Here is a 17346-nt window from a genome sequence, read left to right as displayed (position 1 = left end):
CACAGCCTCAAAACCAGCCCTGTTGCCGATACTATTATTTAATTGAACCGCTTGTAATTCCTTTAACAATGTGTTTTTGCATTGCAAAGAAGAAGATTAATAGCGGGATAATACTGATTACAAGTGCTGCTAGTGCTAAATCCCACTGCTTTGTATACTGACCAAAGAAGAAGAATGTCGCAAGTGGAATTGTTCTTAGCTCAGGATCTTGAAGAACAAGAGACGGAAGTAAGAAGTCATTCCAAATCCATAGGCTGTTTAAGATAACTACGGTTACTGTAATTGGTTTTAATAACGGAAATACAATTCTCCAGAATACGCCTAGACGTGAGCATCCGTCGATGATTGCCGCTTCTTCTAGCTCAACTGGAATTCCTTTAATAAATCCGTGGTACAAGAAAATCGTCATACCTGAACCAAAGCCTAAATACATGATCACAATACCCCAGATGCTGTTTAACAGATTTAAGTTTCCTGCTACTTTTACAAGTGGAATCATGATGGATTGAAACGGAATAACCATTGCCGCTACGAATGCCATAAAGATAATGCTGCTGATTTTTTTCTTTGTTCGAACCAGCATGTAAGCTGCCATTGAGCAGAAGATGACTAGAACTGCGTTACTGATGACTGTAATGATCAGCGAGTTGCTAAGCACTTTTAAGTAATTCATTTGGTTGAATGCATTAACAAAGTTTTGAAACTGAATCGTTGTCGGCAGCGCCGATGTGTTTGATAAAATTTCTGCAAATGACTTCAGTGAGTTTGAAAGCACGTAATAAAATGGAACCAAGAACACTAGTCCAAGCAGGACTGCTAAAATTTCAACAATAAAGGTTTTGCTCGTATATTTGTTTCCCATCACGATTCAACCTCCTTCTTCTTGGTGTATGTTACTTGAATAATTGTAATTGCTGCTACGACGATGAAGAAAATTAAGGCTTTTGCTTCACCTAGACCGTATCTGTTATTAACAAATGCTTCTGTATAAATGTTAAGCGCTAACATTTCTGTTGATTTAAATGGACCACCGTTTGTTAATGATAAGTTGACATCAAATACTTTGAATGACCATGAAATCGTTAAGAATAAACAAACCGTTACTGCCGGTGCTACCATTGGAATTGTAATGTGACGAAGAATTTGCCATCTGCTTGCTCCGTCAATTTTTGCTGCTTCAATTAGCTCTTGCGGTACGTTTTGCAGTGCTGCTGTGTAAATAAGCATGATATAACCCGCTCCTTGCCATACACTTACAATCACGATGCCCCAAAATGCTGTTTTTGCGTCTCCCAGCCAAGGAAGCTCAAAAAGCGAAATTCCCGTGATTTGTCCGATAGATGCAAATCCTTTTACAAAAATGAACTGCCATACAAACCCTAGTAAAAGTCCGCCAATTAAATTCGGCATAAAGAAAACCGTACGTAAAATGTTTCGTGTTTTTAACATTTGAGTAACAAGGATTGCTAACACGAACCCAACCACATTCGTTAAGATAATTGCAACGACGGTATATTTTGTTGTGATCCAAAACGATTGCTGAAACTGCTTATCTTCAGTGAATAAGTACTTAAAGTTATCAAGTCCCACCCAGTTAATTGTACCGTTTACTCCGTTCCAGTCTGTAAATGAGTAATAAATTCCTGTAAAAAATGGTATAAGTACAATCACACAAAATGCTAATAGTGCGGGTCCTACAAATAGTGCAAATAAACCTACATTTTTCAAATTTTTACGTCTTTTCGTATTAATGGATGGTTCTCTTTTAAGTTCTTGCTCTAAAGGAACATATTCTGTCTCCTGTAATTTACTTTGGCTATTCATCTTACTAGCACCTCCCTATGTCTTATTTTAGCGAAATCAGTTATTTATGAAACCGCTTTAATTGACGAGTAGGGTGTAAAATATTGACCTTTGTGCAACATTTTCTCCCCTGTGCACACTTTACGCATTTTTTTAAAGTATGCGTGAAAGAAAAGCTAGAAGTGGACGGCGTATCTTCTTATCTTATACACTAGAAAAAAGATGTAGTTGGGAGGAACATACGCATGACAGCCAAACGAGCGTTAATTACGGGTGCCAATTCTGGAATGGGGCTGGCCACAACGATTGAACTAGCTAAAAAAGGATTCGAAGTCATTATGGTATGCCGAAATGAAGAAAGAGGAAATACGGCTTTAGAAGAAGCGAAGCGTCAAAGCGGATCGGATTCCATATCTCTTATGACCTGCGACTTAGCTTCTCTCGCTAGTATCCGGGCTTTCAGTGATGACTTTATGTCTCGCTACAGTATGCTTGATGTGCTGATTAATAACGCGGGCGTCGTGACAGTTAAGCGGGAAACAACACAAGACGGATTCGAAATGATGCTTGGTGTTAATCATTTGGGTCACTTTTTATTAACTAATTTACTTTTAGATCCGCTGAAAAAATCTCAGCAAGGACGCATTATAAACGTTGGGTCCGGTGCCCATAAATCTGGAAAAATAGACTTCAACAACCCTCACTTAACAACAGGATTCGGAATATGGCGAGGATACTCTCAGTCTAAATTAGCGAATAATTTATTTACGGTCCATTTAAGTAAAAAGCTAAAAGATACTTCTGTAACCGTAAATTGCCTACACCCCGGTGCAGTCTCTACCGCTATCGGCGTTAATCGTCAAACGGGTTTTGGAAAAAGCGTTCACGCCGTGCTTCGCCCTTTCTTTTTAACACCTCTTCAAGGTGCCGAAACAGCTATTTATTTAGCAGACAGCCCTGAAGTGACGCATATTAGCGGCGCTTACTTTTATAAAAAACGCGTGACGCCCCCTTCTTCAAGAGCAAAAAATGAACGGTTTGCAGAAGAATTCTGGAACTGGAGTGCACGCGAAGTTGGCTTATAATGTAGAATAAAAAAAGGTCAGCTTTTCAGCTGACCTTTTCGTATTAGAAAAACGTTAGTCCTATAGCAAAAATAAAGCCTGATACAATTAAGGTCGTCACGCAGTAGCCCATTATATCGCGCGCTCCGAGCCCTGCGATAGCTAGTGCGGGCAGTGCCCAAAATGGCTGCGCCATATTCATCCATGCTTCTCCGTAAGCAATGGCCATCGCAGCGACTCCCGGATCTACGCCAAGCTGTTCAGCTGCCGGCATAATAAAAGGTCCTTGTACAACCCAGTGTCCTCCTCCAGACGGAACAAAAAAGTTCACAACGCCAGAACTTAAAAACGCAAGAAACGGAAATGTCGTTTCATTTGAAATCGAGATAAAGGCGTTCGTTAGCTTCCCGCCTAAACCTGATAGCTCCATCATGCCTTGAATACCTGCGTAGAATGGAAACTGAATCACAATCCCAGCGGTTCCTTTCGCAGCATTAGAAACGGCATTCATATAGGATAAAGGCGTGCGGTGAAGTAAAATACCCGTTGTAAAAAACAATAAGTTCACTGTGTTAATATCCATTTTAAAACCGTTTGTAGCAAAATAATAAATTAAATATGAATACCCAAGAAGCGCAATCGTCAGACTTAAAAACCTGCTGTTTTCCATCCGTACAGCAAATGTTGGCTTAGAAGAAGTGGTCTCAACAACTGTAGCCGGAGCCATTTCATCTTCCGCCAGCAGTCTTGGATCAATTTCTACCACTTCTTTTCCCGTCGGCATCATCAGTCTTGTCATAATAGGAAGGACAATTAATAACCCGAGGGTAATAAATAAGTTGTACCCTGTAAAAATCGTGTCTGACAGCGGAATAAGTCCAGCCGTTTTTTCCATTGGGTTTCCAGGTGTAGCAGCAACAAGAGGAATCGAACCCGACAAGCCTCCGTGCCATGTTAAAAACCCTATGTAAGCACAGGAAATTAAAAACCGATAATCAGATCCCGGCACGCGTTTCGCTACTTCTTTCGCAAACAGCGCACCTACAATTAAACCAAACCCCCAGTTAATCATACAGGCCATAGCTGCGCCGAGCGTGACAAGAATTACCCCTTGTGCCGGAGTTTTGGCTAACAGCGCTATGTTCACAAGCCACTTCTTTACAAGCGGCGAGCTGGCAAGCGCATGTCCCGTGACAAGCACTAAACTCATTTGCATCGCAAATGCTAAAAGGTTCCAAAAGCCACTTCCCCAAAACTGAACCATTTCAATCGGTCCGTGAGGAGTAAAAACAATACCTGATACAAATAAAATCAGCGTCAAGATTAAAGCAAATACAAACGGATCAGGTAAAAAACGCTGCACAAGCGCCGTAAAGAAATTAGATAACGCTTTCATTTTACTCCTCCTTTACAGGAATACTCCTGTGAATAAATGTCGACAAGCATCTTTAATTATACATAATTTGTTGAAAATTGTTAATATTTAGTTTAAATAAAAAACCCTTCTGTTTTTCAGAAGGGTTTTACACACTAAATGTTTGAATAAGAGTTGGCTCTCCGTCAAGTTCAATTTTCTTTTCTTGAAAGGAAATATGTAAGCTTTTATAAATATGTTTCCAAAATGAAATAGCCCGCTTATTCCCTGCAAGCTCAATAATCATATACGTTCCTTTTCGATGAGAGAAAATGTCTTTTACCGTTTTGGAAGCGATGCCCTGCCCTCGGTATTTGTTTAAGATAAAAAAATCATTGATGCAGTAATCTGCTTCCTGCTGAAGTGCGGGCTGTTCAAGAAGTAAAAAAAAGCCCGTCAGCTTATCATCTACTTTAATAAAGTATGGCGAGAGGCCTTCTACTTTCCAAAACAGCGGCAGCTCTTCAAAGTGAAAAGCTCCATCTTCGCGAATATCTAAAGAAGGTGTATACGCAGATAAATCGTGGAGATAAAGAGAATACAAATTTTGCAAAACGCCCGCTTGGTTTTTAGGTACTTTTTCAATCGTAAGCATTCTTAGTTCATCCCCTTCTTTTCCTATCATAAGGGTTTTTTGTGAAAGTTTACAGTAAAAATGTTTGAGCAAAGTGAAGATGGATAGTCAAAAAGCTCTTTTTTCATTTTGTAGATGTATGAAACGCAATAAAAAAACGATCATCTCCGGTACTGTACGCTCCGTCTGATAATCGTTTTTTATGTTTTGTTTGCTGATGCTGAAGTTTTTCCTTCTTTGTTTTGGTTTTGCGGGTTTCCATGTCTGCAAATACAAACAGGCTGCGGTTTAATTCTGGATTTCGCTTTCCTTCACGCGTCATTTTATCACGCATTTTTTTTGCTTTTGACTTTGCCATGTAACTTCCTCCCTATATAAACGATGTATACATATCTTACTGCTTTTTTATAAAATGTCAAGTACAGAAGCACTGATGTATTGACAGTGCTTCTGTATAGTCAAGACTCTTTATTTTTTAGCATATCATCTAATCTTTGCTCTATTCGCTGAAGCCTTTTTTCATTTCCTCCCTGCCTTTGAATCAATCTTTTTACACCTATAATGAATGCAATAATTATCCCTGCTCCGCCTATAAGAATCAGCAGCATAAGAATTTGAAAAATAATATCACCTGTATTAACCATAACTCCACCTTTAATCTATTTTTTTACATTATATCATTTTTTTGGTTGTTTTTGCTTTAGTTTATAAAAAAAGCTCTCAATGCTGAGAGCTTCATTTACTATCTTCATCATAAACTGTCCACTTTTCCTGTTTGATTTGATTGGAAACATCAATCAGTTTATTTTTCACTCGGTCCTTTTCCTCACCTGTTAAAGGCGTAGGTCGGTAGTCGTTTCGCGCTGTTGTGGAAGAAATACGGAATGGAATGACGTTGATGTCTTTATTCGTCGTTAGCTTTCCATCTTTAATCGTAAACTTCTGCTGAAATACAAATGTATCTTTATCACTTGGATTTTTGTTTCCACCAAACATAAAGTTTCCTAAGCTATAGACAATAAATTTATTTTTGTACTCTTCAATTCCTTGAACAACGTGAGGATGATGACCTAAAATTAAATCTGCTCCGTTATCAATTGTATATTTCGCCAATGCTTGCTGCGCTGTATCAGGAACATAGTGTCGTTCAGATCCCCAGTGGAAATGCACAATGATAATTTTAGCTCCTTTTTCTTTTAAAGACTTAATTCCGTCTTTAATCTGGCTTCTTATTTCTTTGGTGTCATCCCAGCCTGGATATCCAAGCAACCCTACTTTGACTCCTTTTACCGTTGTGACGTATGTATCTTCATAGCCAAAATAGCCTATTCCGCTTTTCTTCAAGTTCTCTCTTGTATCATCATATCCTTGCTGTAAATAATCACGTGTATGATTATTAGCTAAGTTAACGGTTTCAATACTTCCTTGTTTTAAAATATTCACAAAAGAAGGATCACCTTTAAAACGAAATGTTTTACTTGCTTTTTCAGTCGCAGTTGTCAGCGTCGTTTCTAAATTAACCGTTGTTAAATCATCTTGTTCAAAAATCGACTTTACATTTTGCGTAAAATACGGAAGGCCATTTCTTGCCGCTACGTCATTAAAAGTAGAATCATAGCTGAAGCTTTCATCATTTCCTAAAGTAAAATCTCCCGCTGCGCTAATTTTAATGGTTGTATTAATGCCCTCTTTTTTCTCTTTTTTTGTCGCTTCTTCTTTAGATTTTACAGCTTCTTCTTTTTTCTGCGGTTCAGAAGATGTTTGTTCTCCTGCTCCTCCGCACGCTCCCAGTAAAAAACACAAACTTCCATAAATAACAGCTTTTTTTAAATACTTGTTCATGTAACGTTAAAACCCCTTTTTACGTTTTAATAACTGTGTTTGGACATGGTGTTTAATGTACATTTCGCCAAATACATACAATCTTCCTGTTATATCGGCAAAATAAGTGAAATTTTTATAAAAAAAGGAAATTCCTATCTTCTTTTTGGATTAGAACAAGAGGTTTTTGTAATACAAGCGCTATGAAGAAAACTGATTATCTTTGATAAACGTCAAGGAATTTACAAAAATATAGAGATTTTCAAACATCACCTAAAATAAAAAACCTCCTTTGCTCATGCAAAGAAGGTTTTATCTAAACTTAACAAATCGAATCATTAGATTTAGGGTTTTTGAGTCCAAATATCGGTCGGATAAATAGTGCTACGCCTGTGCCAAGCATCGCCATCACCATCCATACCCATCCATGAAGACTAAATGAAGCAATGCCGCCAAAGTAAGCGCCGATGTTACAGCCAAAAGCAAGACGTGCACCATATCCCATTAAAAGGCCGCCAACAACAGCTGATCCTGCAACTCCGGGCTTAATCTTTCCTGGTTTGAACGTCCCTTGCGCCGCTGCTGAAATGAAAGCGCCTAGTATGATCCCAAAGTTTAACACGCTGGTAGAGTCCGCTAGCACACTTTGCGTTAGCGCTTCTCCATTTGCACCTTGAAAAAATCCCCAGCTCGATACATCTATCCCAGCTGCCATCATCGCTTTTCCGCCCCATAAAGCAAAAGCAGAGGTAATTCCCCAAGGATTTCCTCTTACAGCAAGCGTCAATGCATTTAACACGGCCAGTACAATCGCTGCTGTGAATAGAGGCCAAGAGCCGCGAATAATCTTTTTCCACCCTTTTGTAGTAGGAAGCTGTTTCATCATAGGCGGATTTTTCTTTTTGGCAATTTGAATCGTAATCCAGTAAATCGCTGCGAACGCGATAAGCTGTACAATCCAAGCTCCAAAATAACCAAGACCTGTCGATTCAGCTAATGAGATAGGGGGAAGCGAAGGTTGTTTTTGCCAAAATGGCAAATGATACGCCCCAAACATAGAACCTACAATAAAGGCTAAAAGCGTTAAAATCATGGAAGAGGAGCCGCCACCTAACGAATACAGCGTCCCTGAGGCACATCCATTTCCTAACTGCATGCCAATTCCAAACATAAACGAACCAACTATCACGCTTACTCCTACAGGTGAAACATATCCTTTTGGCGTTACCCCTGTAAAGCTAAAGCCTGTACTTAAAATAATAGCAAACAGCGTTGACGCAATTGCAAGCATAAGCATATGCGCTTGCAAGCCTTGAACATTGCCGACAGACACAAGGCGGCGAAATGCTGATGTAAAGCCAAACCGTGCGTACAAAAGCGTCATCCCTAACGCTAGACCGATCATAAATAAAACACCTTGCGTCCAGTTAGTTGTTAGCACAATCGCAAGAAGTAAAATAATCGCTGCTATAACTCCTCCTGCAAATAATGGCTTTTGCATAGGGCTTAATTCTGTTACAACAGTAGTAGGCTTTGATTTATATGATGAGTGCAACGTTTGCGCCACATCATCCACTCCTTTTCTGATAGAAATACTAAGAATTAATATTTATCATCTTATAGCACTTCCCTTCTCCTGTAAACTGTTTAGCAAAATGAAAGTGAATTGTTTATTTTTAAAATATTCTTACCTTTAGTCATACAAAAAGCAGAAGCTTCTATCCTTCTGCTTTTCGCTGCTAAGCGTAAATAGAATGAATCTCTTTTACCGGAGTAGGATGAGGCTTTGCAAAATAATACCCTTGAAACAAATCATATCCCATCTCTATCAGGCATTTTAAATCTTCTTCTGTCTCTACTCCTTCCGCAAGAGCCTTCGCCCCCATTTTATGGGTGATAGCTAACATCTCTTGGGCCACTTTTTTCTGTTTCTCATTTTTACTGACTCCGTTTGTGAATTCAAATGCTAACTTCACCACGTCAGGCTCCACTTCTAAAAGCCTCTTCAGCGTGTTATAACCAACCCCTACGTCATCTAAAGCATATTTAAATCCGTGGGAACGATAATAATTCAAAATGTTTTTTAAATGCTCAATATCTTGAACATCCTCGGTTTCAATCACTTCAAACACTATTTGTTCGGGTTTTATATTCAATTCTTGAATTAACGCAAATGTAGATGCCAAGCAATGCTCGGGATTATATATTGCTGTAGGAATAAAGTTAATAAAAATCAGCTGACGATCAATAATACTAGCATTTTTTACAGCTTCTAAGCGGCAGGCTCGGTCAAGAGCGAAGGTTTTATTTCTTATTTGAGCAGCTTCAAACATTTTAAAAGGCGGTATAATACTTCCGTCTTCTTCTAATCCTCTTGATAAAATTTCGTGGCCAACTATATGCACGCGTTCGTGATCAATCGATACAATCGGCTGATAATATGAGCAAATTCGCTTGTCTTCAATCAGCTCATCAATCCACAAGGCATCTTTCATTTTTTGAAAAACGGTGATTGGCTCCATATCCCGCAGGTTTTCAAACGGGCTCCGCTGCTTGGCTTCTACAGCCCACACATGCCGAGGGTCTAGATGCTGATGAACATAATCCATAAAACTCCAAAAGATATCTTCCCTCATCCAGACCATATCTTCTCCAAGAGTCTTCCATTGGCTTTGAGAAATATCCTTAAAGTATTTTTCCAATTTCTTCACATCGCTTGATTTCTGAAAAGAAACCGTATATCCTGTCCTAATTGGCAGACACGCGTCGCACCCCATAGCTCATCTTCTCCCTCATTTATCATCAGTTTTTTGTATGTACACATGAATAGTTCTTAGGAACTATACCACTTTTAAGAAACTTACAAACCCTATTTTTCCGCTAAAATAGAATGTATTAAAAAGTTTTGGTAAAATGATAGACGTGTTTTATTGTCTACATCATAAGACGCACCTGATAAAAGGAAGTGAACCATACATGAGCAAAAACCGTTTTACGAAGTGGTTTTTATTTTCTTTAATACTCTTTGCCTTAAGTACCGGAGCAATGTATTATACGCTCTATATATCGTACTGGGCGTATTCTATTAAGCTGTTTTTAATTGTGGTGCCGCTCTTTACCTTATTATCGGTTGCTTTTGGCTCGTTGGTGATCGTACATGAACGCAAAAGAAAACGTGTATTTCATCTGCAAAACGACGGAGGTAGTCCTAAAAGTACGTTTATTCAAGGCTTTTCGGAAATAGCGGTAGGAGCAGGAGGCATCTTGCTGTGCTTTTTTCTTTTTCTTTACTTTCTAATGGATTATTGAGTACATATAAAAAAGACGAGCAGGCAGCTCGTCTTTTTTATTTGGATCTTTCTAGAATATCTCTAACGCTTGCATGATCAAGCTCTTTATAAGTTCCAACACCTGGTTTTACAAAGGTCTTTTCAACAATCGCATCAAATTCAGCATCATCAATATCATAATCACGCAAGCTGTTCGGAGCTCCTAAGTCATTCCAGAAAGTGCGAAGCGCTTTTGCTCCTTCCATTGCTGTTTCTTCATCGCTTTTTCCTGCTGGATCAATGCCAAATACATTTACAGCCAATTGTTTTACACGAGAAGGATCTTCTTTTAAGACGTGCTCCAGCCAGTTAGGAAACAAGATAGCAAGACCGCCTCCGTGGGGAATATCATATACGGCCGACAGAGCATGTTCAATACGATGAGTAGCCCAGTCTCCCCCGTCCGTTCCGTTTGCTAAGCTTCCGTTAAATGCCGTCGTGCTGATATACATCATTGTTTCACGATACTTATAAGAAGTCAGGTCTTTAAGAAGCTTAGGACCTTCTTTTACAGCCGTTCTTAGTAAAGATTCAATAAAGCCGTCGATCATCGGCGTATTTTCCGTGCGATGAAAATAGTGTTCAAGCGCATGCGACATACTGTCAACAATTCCATAGACGGTTTGATCGCGCGGCACTGAAAATGTGTACGACGGATCTAAAATAGAAAAGACGGGAAATACGTGAGAAGACGTCCATCCGAGCTTTTCTTTTGTTTCCCAATTTGTTATAACAGAAGTTGAATTCATTTCAGACCCAGTTGCTGCAAGTGTTAAGACCGTTCCAAAAGGAAGCGCATCTGTAATCTCTTTTTTACGTGTAATTAAGTCCCATGTATTTCCTTCATACACGGCTCCAGCTGCAATAGCTTTTGTACAATCGATTACACTTCCTCCCCCAACGGCTAAAAGAAAATCAATGTTTTCTTTTTTACAGATGTCCACGCCTTTAGCTACCGTAGTCAAACGAGGATTAGGTTCTACACCAGACAGCTCGTGAACAACCGCGTTAATAGACTGAAGTTCAGCTTTCACTTCGTCGTATACGCCATTTCGTTTGATACTTCCTCCTCCGTATACTAACAGAACGTTTACTTGTTTATGATAAGAAGCAAGCTCTTGCGATAGCTTCGTAATTTGATTTTTTCCAAAGTATAATTTTGTAGGATTGTGCTGCAAAAATATATTCATGTTCTACACCTCTAGTTTCATGTTTTATAAAAAGTGTAGCACGAAAACTACTTCATCATTATTGAAGATTCTCTATATCTATTATCAATATTTTTGATAACCTTCTTTAACAAGTGAAATAAATTGTTGAATAGGTGCCGTCAGCCATTTTTTCTTTTTGAATATAAGCTGTGAATAAAGATAAAATTCTTCGTGGTCAAACGGGACTTTAATCAGTTTTCCACTTTCCATCTCTTGTTTTACCGCTATTTCCGGTACAAGAGCAATACCTAAATTATCCGCTACGCACTGTTTAATCGCTTCAAGACTGCTAAACGAGATGACCGATTGCATATGAATACCGCTGCTGCGCATCATCTCTTCTAAAAGCGTGCGATAAGGGCAGCCGCTCTCAGTTAAAATGATGGTCTCTCCCTCAAATTCTTCCATTAGAACGCTGTTTCTTTTACTAAAAGAATGGGAAGGCGAAGCAATCATAACCATCTTTTCTTTTCGAATAGGAATTACTTCTAAGCTTGAAGATGCTTGAAGGCGATCAAGCAAAACGGCTACATCATACTTTCCGTCAATAATCCCTTGTGTTAAATTTGGACATAACCCCGCTTCTAGCATAATCTTTAGAGAAGGGTGCTGCTTTTTTAATTCACGAATATACGGTGTAATAAAATAAGCGGCCAGCGACTCCACGGTTCCTATTGAAACGGTTCCTCTAGCATCTTCGTTCGTAGTAAGGCGCTCTTTTGCTTCATTTAATAACTCGGTTACTTGATTCACATAATAAAGCAATTCTTCACCAGGCTGAGTCAGCTTCATTTTTTGCCCTGTTCGTTCAAATAGTTTTTGACCGTAATGATCCTCTAATTTTTTTATATGAGTGGTAACGCTTGACTGAGCATACCCTAACTCCTCGCCCGTTCGTGTATAGCTCCCCCACTTCGCTACTTCTTTAAATGTATATAAATAATTAATATCCATATGCTGCTCCTTATGTACTGCTGTTTGGTTTCGTTGTCCATATGCTAAAGCTGTTCTAGTAATTAGAACTTATACGTAAATAGAATCACAGTACAGTATAAGCGAACTCGTTTTGCCAAGCAATTTTATCAACCTTAAAAATTCTTTTTATATTAGGCAATTACGCCGTTTTTTGTTCATAGAATGAAAAACAAACCTATGAAAAGAAAGGGTGTATCTCGTGACAGCCTACAAAGAAGTATTATATAAAGGAAAACGCTTTGTACTAATTCACGTATATGATTCAGGATACTGTGAAATTCGACCGATTGATCATGCTTTTAAAGTCGAACTTGTGCGATTAGATGAGATAGAACAATGTGGATAACAGTCATGAACGCAGCTAATGTAGCTGCTTTTTTGTTTGTATTAAAAACAAGTGGATGAGATAAAAATAGCTGAATTGGCTGGCCTTTTACATAATTTCTTCCTGTATACTTTGTAACTAAGGATATTCGCACTTATTTAGTTTCTATACTTACTCGAGGTGATTACATGAAAAAAGGCTGGCTGGAATGGATATTATTATCCGTGGCGTTAATTTGGGGAGCCAATTATACAATCGGAAAATTTGGAGTTGCTCATATGTCTTCCATTCAATTTAGCGCACTGCGTTTTATAATGGTTGCTCCTATTCTTTTACTTATTACAGGAATAGTAGAGCGAGGCATTCGGATCGAAAAAAAAGACTGGGGACGTTTAATAGCGGTCAGCATAGTAGGCGTTACGCTCTATCAAACGCTGTTTATGGTATCTGTTAAGTATACGACAGCTACAAATGCTTCTTTACTTATTTCCATGTCTCCTATTTTCACAGGAATCCTAGCTATATTATATAAGCATGAAGCTTTTTCGTTAAAAACACAGCTAGGCTCTGTGCTTGCTTTTTTCGGGGCTGCGTTTGTACTACTGTTTGGTCACTCTAGTCATGCGCTGTCGCAGCTTGCATGGTTCGGAAACATCATGGGGATTGTGGCAGCCATTGCTTGGGGCTGGTACCCGATTTTAGCAAAACCTTTAGTCGTAAAATATTCTGCCTTGCGCGTGACTGCGTGGTCTGCTTTAATCGGCGCTATTCCGCTTACTGTCTACTGTCTTTTCACCTATCAAACACTTGTATGGCCCACAGATATAGTCAGCTGGAGCTCTCTGGCATACTCTGTTCTATTTGTGACGGTGTACGGACTCGTGATGTGGTATGTAGGAATTGGAAAAATTGGCTCTACAAAAGTAATGGTTTATATGTATGTTATTCCTTTGTTTGCCGTTGTTTTTGCTGCTGTAGCCATTGGAGAGACCATCAATGCTATGCAGCTACTTGGAGGACTTATTATTTTTAGCGGTTTATATATTGTCAAAAAAAGCCCTGCTCCTAAAACAGCTCTTAAACTAAAAAAAGCAAACTAAAAAGAGTAACAGGTTTGGTCAATACGGAAAAAATGCTAAAATCCATGTAAATAGAAACCTAATTGGCAATATGAATGGTAATGAATAACGCTCAGATTTTTTCTGAGCGTTATTTGTATAGAGAACGAGGGTGTCATAATAGTCCTCTGCATAGTGAATGACCTCTTTTAAAAGTCGCTTGCCCATACCCTTTCTCCGAAACTGAGCTGAAACATAAAAGCTTCTTACTCTTCCAACGTTAGCACACTTACTGTAAGGATCTTGATTAAGGCCCGCTACGGCTATTAATTGGTTTTGTTCACCGTAAACTCCCCACAACCTTTCTCTTGTTTTGTTAAATATGTTTTGACCATTTTTATATTCTGCTATTAGCTTTGTAAGAAAGGCAAAACCTTCTTGCTGACTTTCCATTAGCAGTTCTTTTATATCATGCTCCATAAGATACGTTAGCCTGATGATTTTCATATATTCTCTCGCCGTTCAGCAGGTGATTTTATTTCAATAGAATGCTTGTTATACACTAACGCTGCCACGCCTATCAGAGCCGTTAACAGCAGCATGAAGCTTGAAAATAGATATACAAACCTTACCCCAAACAGATCGGCTACTGTCCCTACAAATGCTATGGAAAGTATAAACACAGCCTGTACAAGAGTTGATTTTGCCGCTATTACTTTAGGAAGCATCCCGTTGCTGCAGGTATTTTGATAAATGGTTTCCTGAGCTACATCTCGAAGCTGATAGGCAGGACCCATCATTATCAAAAGTACTAAAGCTAGATACGGGTTCGTTACTAGACCGTAAAAACCGGTTAAAACAGCATAACCAATTGAGCCTAAGAACATAAAAAGCAAAAGCCTTCCTCTTACCATAGAAGACATTCGGTACACAATAATTCCTCCAACTATGCTTCCAAAATAATACGCACCGTTTATATATCCCCACCACGCTTCTCCTTTTTCAAGCACTTCTTTCACAAAAGAAAGAGTAATAGCTCCAATCCAAATGGTTCCAAAAAGCGACTCGATGATGTCCATTATAACGAGGGCTCTGATGCGTTTATCTATCCATAAAATGCGCCATCCTTCCATTAGTTTTGCCACTCTTCGATTTTGTGTTTGTTTGTATGTATGGACTTCTTTTATAAACAGTAAGCAAACAAATGAAATCGATAGAAGACCTGCCGTTATAAATAGAGACTGAGTGGATCCCGTTAAGGACAAAACGAAACCACCAAGCGACCACCCTGCAAACAGAAAAGTTTGATCAATTGTTGAAAGCAAGCTATTCGCCTGCATTCTTTGACTGTCATTTACTAAGCTGTGTACAACTGACGTTTTAAAAATGGAAAAAAAGCCGTTCAAAAAAGAAATGATTCCAACAATGATAAAACCCATCGTTAGTACTGTGACTGTAAATTCTTGTGTAAGCAGCACATACAATCCAACAAGCATACCTATCTGCATCATTTGAACAGACCGCATAATGTGAAGGGATTTATACGTATCGGCTAGTAAAGGTACGCTAAGGCCGCTAAGGAGCCGTGCAAGTAAGCTCGTCATCGTAATCATCGACGCAAGAGCTGTTGAACCGGTGTTTTCCTTTATATAAGAAGTGACGGCCATTGTATAAAGAACAAAACCTACATTTGCGGTTACTTGACTTGCTGCTAAAAGATAAAAACGCTGTGTCAATTCTTTCCTCCTTTCTGTTAGACATAACATGTAAAAAGATAATTCACTTTTTGTTAATTTTTCCCTTTTAAACTATAACACTATTTGACGAAATCCAAAACTATCTATAATTTAGTAGATGGAGGTTTTTATGTTTAAATATAGTTTTCTTATTGTTCTTATCGCTTTTTTACTTATTAACTTTAACGGTCAGGAAAATCAAATTGTAGGAGGCAAAATAAAAAAGGAACGAAGTGAGGTTTTCTTTGGCGAATACGACAGCTTTACGGGCCGCTACTCCCGGAGCATTAAACTCAAAAAAGGTGTAACCTACGCTTTTACGCTATCTAAAAATACCAAAAGCGGAGACCTGTCCCTGTACGTAGAAGATCCAAAACAGACACGATTTTTTGAAATGACTAATAACTCTCTTTATTTAACACCTGAAAAAACGAGGAGATATCGTATTAATTTTGTAGGCTCTGAGCATAAAGGCTCTTTTCAGCTTCATTGGAAAAGCAGTAATCAAAAAGAGAGCGAAAAATTCGTGTAATACCATTTTAGACAACGCTTAAACGAGGAGGAATGGTTTATGATCATTAATCAAGCTGTCCTGTACACCCACTTATTGGACACAATGAAGGATTTTTATGTAAATTCTCTCGATTTTCCATTAACCGCCGCTTCACCGCGTTCTTTTTCCATCAAGGTTGGTGAAAGTGAGCTAACCTTTAAAGCAAGTTCTCTACATACAAAGCCCTTTTACCATTTTGCTTTTAATGTTCCAGCAAACCGTTTTATGGAAGCAAAGCAATGGGCTACTCAGAGAGTCATACTCAATACGGAAGAGAAGAAAGATGAGATTTATTTTGAAGCGTTTGATGCTCATTCGTTTTATTTTGAAGACCCTGCTCATAATATTGTTGAATACATTTCAAGACATTCGGACTGCCCGTCATCCAAGGACCCCTTTTCTTCTAAGTCGCTTTTAAGCATAGGAGAAATCAACTTGACAACTCCTCATGTCCACTCTGTAGGGACACAGCTTATTAACTCCGGTATCACCGTGCGCAACAACAGGCTATTAAACGAGACCTTTAACTTTTTAGGAAGCGGCAGTGCGTTTTTTCTTGTAGGAACGCCTAAAAGACGGTGGTTTTTTTCGAACCGAGACTCTGAAGTTCATCCTTTAATGGCAAAGGTCAATCATTCTCTAACAGTTGCGCTCGACGAAGAAGGAATGTTGAAGATTACGCAAGAATGATTGTTTTTTTAATAAAGCCACGTAACAAGCGAACTTGTTACGTGGCTATTTTTGTTCAAAATTCAGCACATACTCCCCTTATAGGTTGTATATATAGTTCTCGATGTCCTTTCTGTTCATCAGCATAAAAATCTTGCAATCCTCATCATTTTTAAGCTTTTTAAACCGGTTTCTCATCTTTTTTTGCCGTTCTCGATACGTAGTAAGAATAAACGTAAAAAATGACCAATCTACTTTTTCAGGGCATCCTTTTGCCATATCTTCACGCGTTTTTCTTGCATATACGATTCTTCGCTTTATTACTCGGTACACACAAACGATTAGCGGCAGCTCTAAATAAATAATGGTATCTGCACGCTTCACTCGCACGTCATACGAATTGCTATAGTTCCCGTCGATAATCCAGCTGTCTTTTTTTATAATGTGCTCCTGCAATTCTCTAAAGCTATCATTGTCTCTTTCCATCCAGCCAGGCTGCCAATACAAGCTGTCTAAATGATATACTTCTAGATCAAGCTTTTCCCCTAATTTCTTGGCAAATGTAGACTTTCCTACTCCTGGAGAAACGCCCATTACCAGTACTCTTTTCATCTCATCACCTTACCTTTTTAAGAAATAAAGCTGATTGAAGAGAAGGCAGCTTTATAAAACGGCTTCATGTTAGGATTTTTATCCCCATAATTTTCAGGCAACCTATAAATATTCATCATAAATTCCTATATTCCTTCTTTCTTTGTAGTAAATAGGTTGCTTTTATGAATCGTTTCCTTTACCTTAAATGTGAGTATATAAA

The 17346-nt window shown here is 38.7% G+C and carries 20 protein-coding genes; 6 read left to right on the top strand and 14 right to left on the bottom strand.

The window, feature by feature from the left end:
- Positions 1–34: 34 nt before the first annotated feature.
- Together AC2YJL_RS09945 and AC2YJL_RS09940 are read right to left on the bottom strand one after the other, a co-directional pair.
- Positions 35–862, bottom strand: a complete 828-nt coding sequence (locus tag AC2YJL_RS09945) for a carbohydrate ABC transporter permease (protein WP_013057493.1) — start codon at positions 860–862, stop codon at positions 35–37.
- Positions 862–1824, bottom strand: a complete 963-nt coding sequence (locus AC2YJL_RS09940; RefSeq protein WP_028408977.1) for a carbohydrate ABC transporter permease — start codon at positions 1822–1824, stop codon at positions 862–864. The genes AC2YJL_RS09945 and AC2YJL_RS09940 overlap by 1 nt, the downstream gene beginning before the upstream one ends.
- A gap of 224 nt (positions 1825–2048) precedes the next feature.
- Between AC2YJL_RS09940 and AC2YJL_RS09935 the strand changes: the two genes are divergently transcribed.
- Complete coding sequence (locus AC2YJL_RS09935) at positions 2049–2888, top strand: SDR family oxidoreductase (RefSeq protein WP_195696726.1); 840 nt, start codon at positions 2049–2051, stop codon at positions 2886–2888.
- Between the two features lie 43 nt (positions 2889–2931).
- On the opposite strand, the gene AC2YJL_RS09930 is transcribed toward AC2YJL_RS09935, so the two are convergent.
- The 7 genes from AC2YJL_RS09930 to AC2YJL_RS09900 all read right to left on the bottom strand — a co-directional run bounded on the left by AC2YJL_RS09930 (position 2932) and on the right by AC2YJL_RS09900 (position 9453).
- Positions 2932–4263: a TIGR00366 family protein gene (locus AC2YJL_RS09930; protein ID WP_230932913.1), complete on the bottom strand. Its 1332-nt coding sequence runs from the start codon at positions 4261–4263 to the stop codon at positions 2932–2934.
- 127 nt (positions 4264–4390) lie between these two features.
- Complete coding sequence (locus tag AC2YJL_RS09925; protein WP_013057497.1) at positions 4391–4876, bottom strand: GNAT family N-acetyltransferase; 486 nt, start codon at positions 4874–4876, stop codon at positions 4391–4393.
- Between the two features lie 103 nt (positions 4877–4979).
- Positions 4980–5213 carry a hypothetical protein gene (locus tag AC2YJL_RS09920; RefSeq protein WP_028408981.1) on the bottom strand — a complete coding sequence of 78 codons (234 nt, stop codon included), beginning with the start codon at positions 5211–5213 and terminating at the stop codon, positions 4980–4982.
- A gap of 100 nt (positions 5214–5313) precedes the next feature.
- Positions 5314–5499, bottom strand: a complete 186-nt coding sequence (locus tag AC2YJL_RS09915; protein ID WP_230932914.1) for a DUF4083 family protein — start codon at positions 5497–5499, stop codon at positions 5314–5316.
- A 91-nt stretch (positions 5500–5590) separates the two neighbouring features.
- Entirely contained in the window at positions 5591–6697 is a 1107-nt protein-coding gene (locus AC2YJL_RS09910; protein WP_195696724.1) for a CapA family protein, read from the bottom strand.
- A 301-nt stretch (positions 6698–6998) separates the two neighbouring features.
- Positions 6999–8243 carry a YeeE/YedE family protein gene (locus tag AC2YJL_RS09905; protein WP_369360972.1) on the bottom strand — a complete coding sequence of 415 codons (1245 nt, stop codon included), beginning with the start codon at positions 8241–8243 and terminating at the stop codon, positions 6999–7001.
- Between the two features lie 172 nt (positions 8244–8415).
- Positions 8416–9453, bottom strand: coding sequence for an EAL domain-containing protein (locus AC2YJL_RS09900; RefSeq protein ID WP_369360974.1), 1038 nt, complete (start codon positions 9451–9453; stop codon positions 8416–8418).
- Positions 9454–9652: 199 nt separating this feature from the next.
- Between AC2YJL_RS09900 and AC2YJL_RS09895 the strand changes: the two genes are divergently transcribed.
- Positions 9653–9985 (top strand): hypothetical protein, encoded by a 333-nt coding sequence (locus AC2YJL_RS09895; RefSeq protein ID WP_098248235.1) that lies wholly within the window; start codon positions 9653–9655, stop codon positions 9983–9985.
- Between the two features lie 37 nt (positions 9986–10022).
- Here the strand turns inward: AC2YJL_RS09895 and AC2YJL_RS09890 are convergent, their stop codons facing one another.
- Entirely contained in the window at positions 10023–11195 is a 1173-nt protein-coding gene (locus AC2YJL_RS09890; RefSeq protein WP_369360976.1) for an iron-containing alcohol dehydrogenase, read from the bottom strand.
- An 84-nt stretch (positions 11196–11279) separates the two neighbouring features.
- Positions 11280–12170, bottom strand: a complete 891-nt coding sequence (locus AC2YJL_RS09885; RefSeq protein ID WP_369360978.1) for a LysR family transcriptional regulator — start codon at positions 12168–12170, stop codon at positions 11280–11282.
- 220 nt (positions 12171–12390) lie between these two features.
- Here AC2YJL_RS09885 and AC2YJL_RS09880 point away from each other — a divergent pair, with 220 nt between their 5' ends.
- Positions 12391–12537, top strand: a complete 147-nt coding sequence (locus AC2YJL_RS09880) for a hypothetical protein (protein ID WP_013057506.1) — start codon at positions 12391–12393, stop codon at positions 12535–12537.
- Positions 12538–12704: 167 nt separating this feature from the next.
- Entirely contained in the window at positions 12705–13616 is a 912-nt protein-coding gene (locus AC2YJL_RS09875; protein ID WP_195696719.1) for a DMT family transporter, read from the top strand.
- A gap of 18 nt (positions 13617–13634) precedes the next feature.
- On the opposite strand, the gene AC2YJL_RS09870 is transcribed toward AC2YJL_RS09875, so the two are convergent.
- The gene (locus AC2YJL_RS09870) at positions 13635–14081 is read right to left on the bottom strand and encodes a GNAT family N-acetyltransferase (protein WP_369360980.1); all 447 of its coding nucleotides are present in this window, start codon (positions 14079–14081) and stop codon (positions 13635–13637) included.
- The gene (locus AC2YJL_RS09865) at positions 14078–15310 is read right to left on the bottom strand and encodes an MFS transporter (RefSeq protein WP_369360982.1); all 1233 of its coding nucleotides are present in this window, start codon (positions 15308–15310) and stop codon (positions 14078–14080) included. Before AC2YJL_RS09865 ends, AC2YJL_RS09870 begins: the two co-directional genes overlap by 4 nt.
- 130 nt (positions 15311–15440) lie before the next feature.
- Between AC2YJL_RS09865 and AC2YJL_RS09860 the strand changes: the two genes are divergently transcribed.
- On the top strand, positions 15441–15842 hold the full coding sequence (locus tag AC2YJL_RS09860; RefSeq protein ID WP_028408992.1) for a hypothetical protein: 402 nt from the start codon (positions 15441–15443) through the stop codon (positions 15840–15842).
- Between the two features lie 39 nt (positions 15843–15881).
- Positions 15882–16553 (top strand): glyoxalase, encoded by a 672-nt coding sequence (locus AC2YJL_RS09855; RefSeq protein ID WP_251568704.1) that lies wholly within the window; start codon positions 15882–15884, stop codon positions 16551–16553.
- Between the two features lie 78 nt (positions 16554–16631).
- Here the strand turns inward: AC2YJL_RS09855 and AC2YJL_RS09850 are convergent, their stop codons facing one another.
- On the bottom strand, positions 16632–17144 hold the full coding sequence (locus tag AC2YJL_RS09850; protein WP_230932921.1) for a P-loop NTPase family protein: 513 nt from the start codon (positions 17142–17144) through the stop codon (positions 16632–16634).
- Positions 17145–17346: the final 202 nt, after the last annotated feature.

The organism is Priestia sp. SRI_019, from assembly GCF_057586255.1.
The sequence above is the reverse complement of the archived record's forward strand: the minus strand, read 5'-3'. Positions and strand labels throughout refer to the sequence as shown.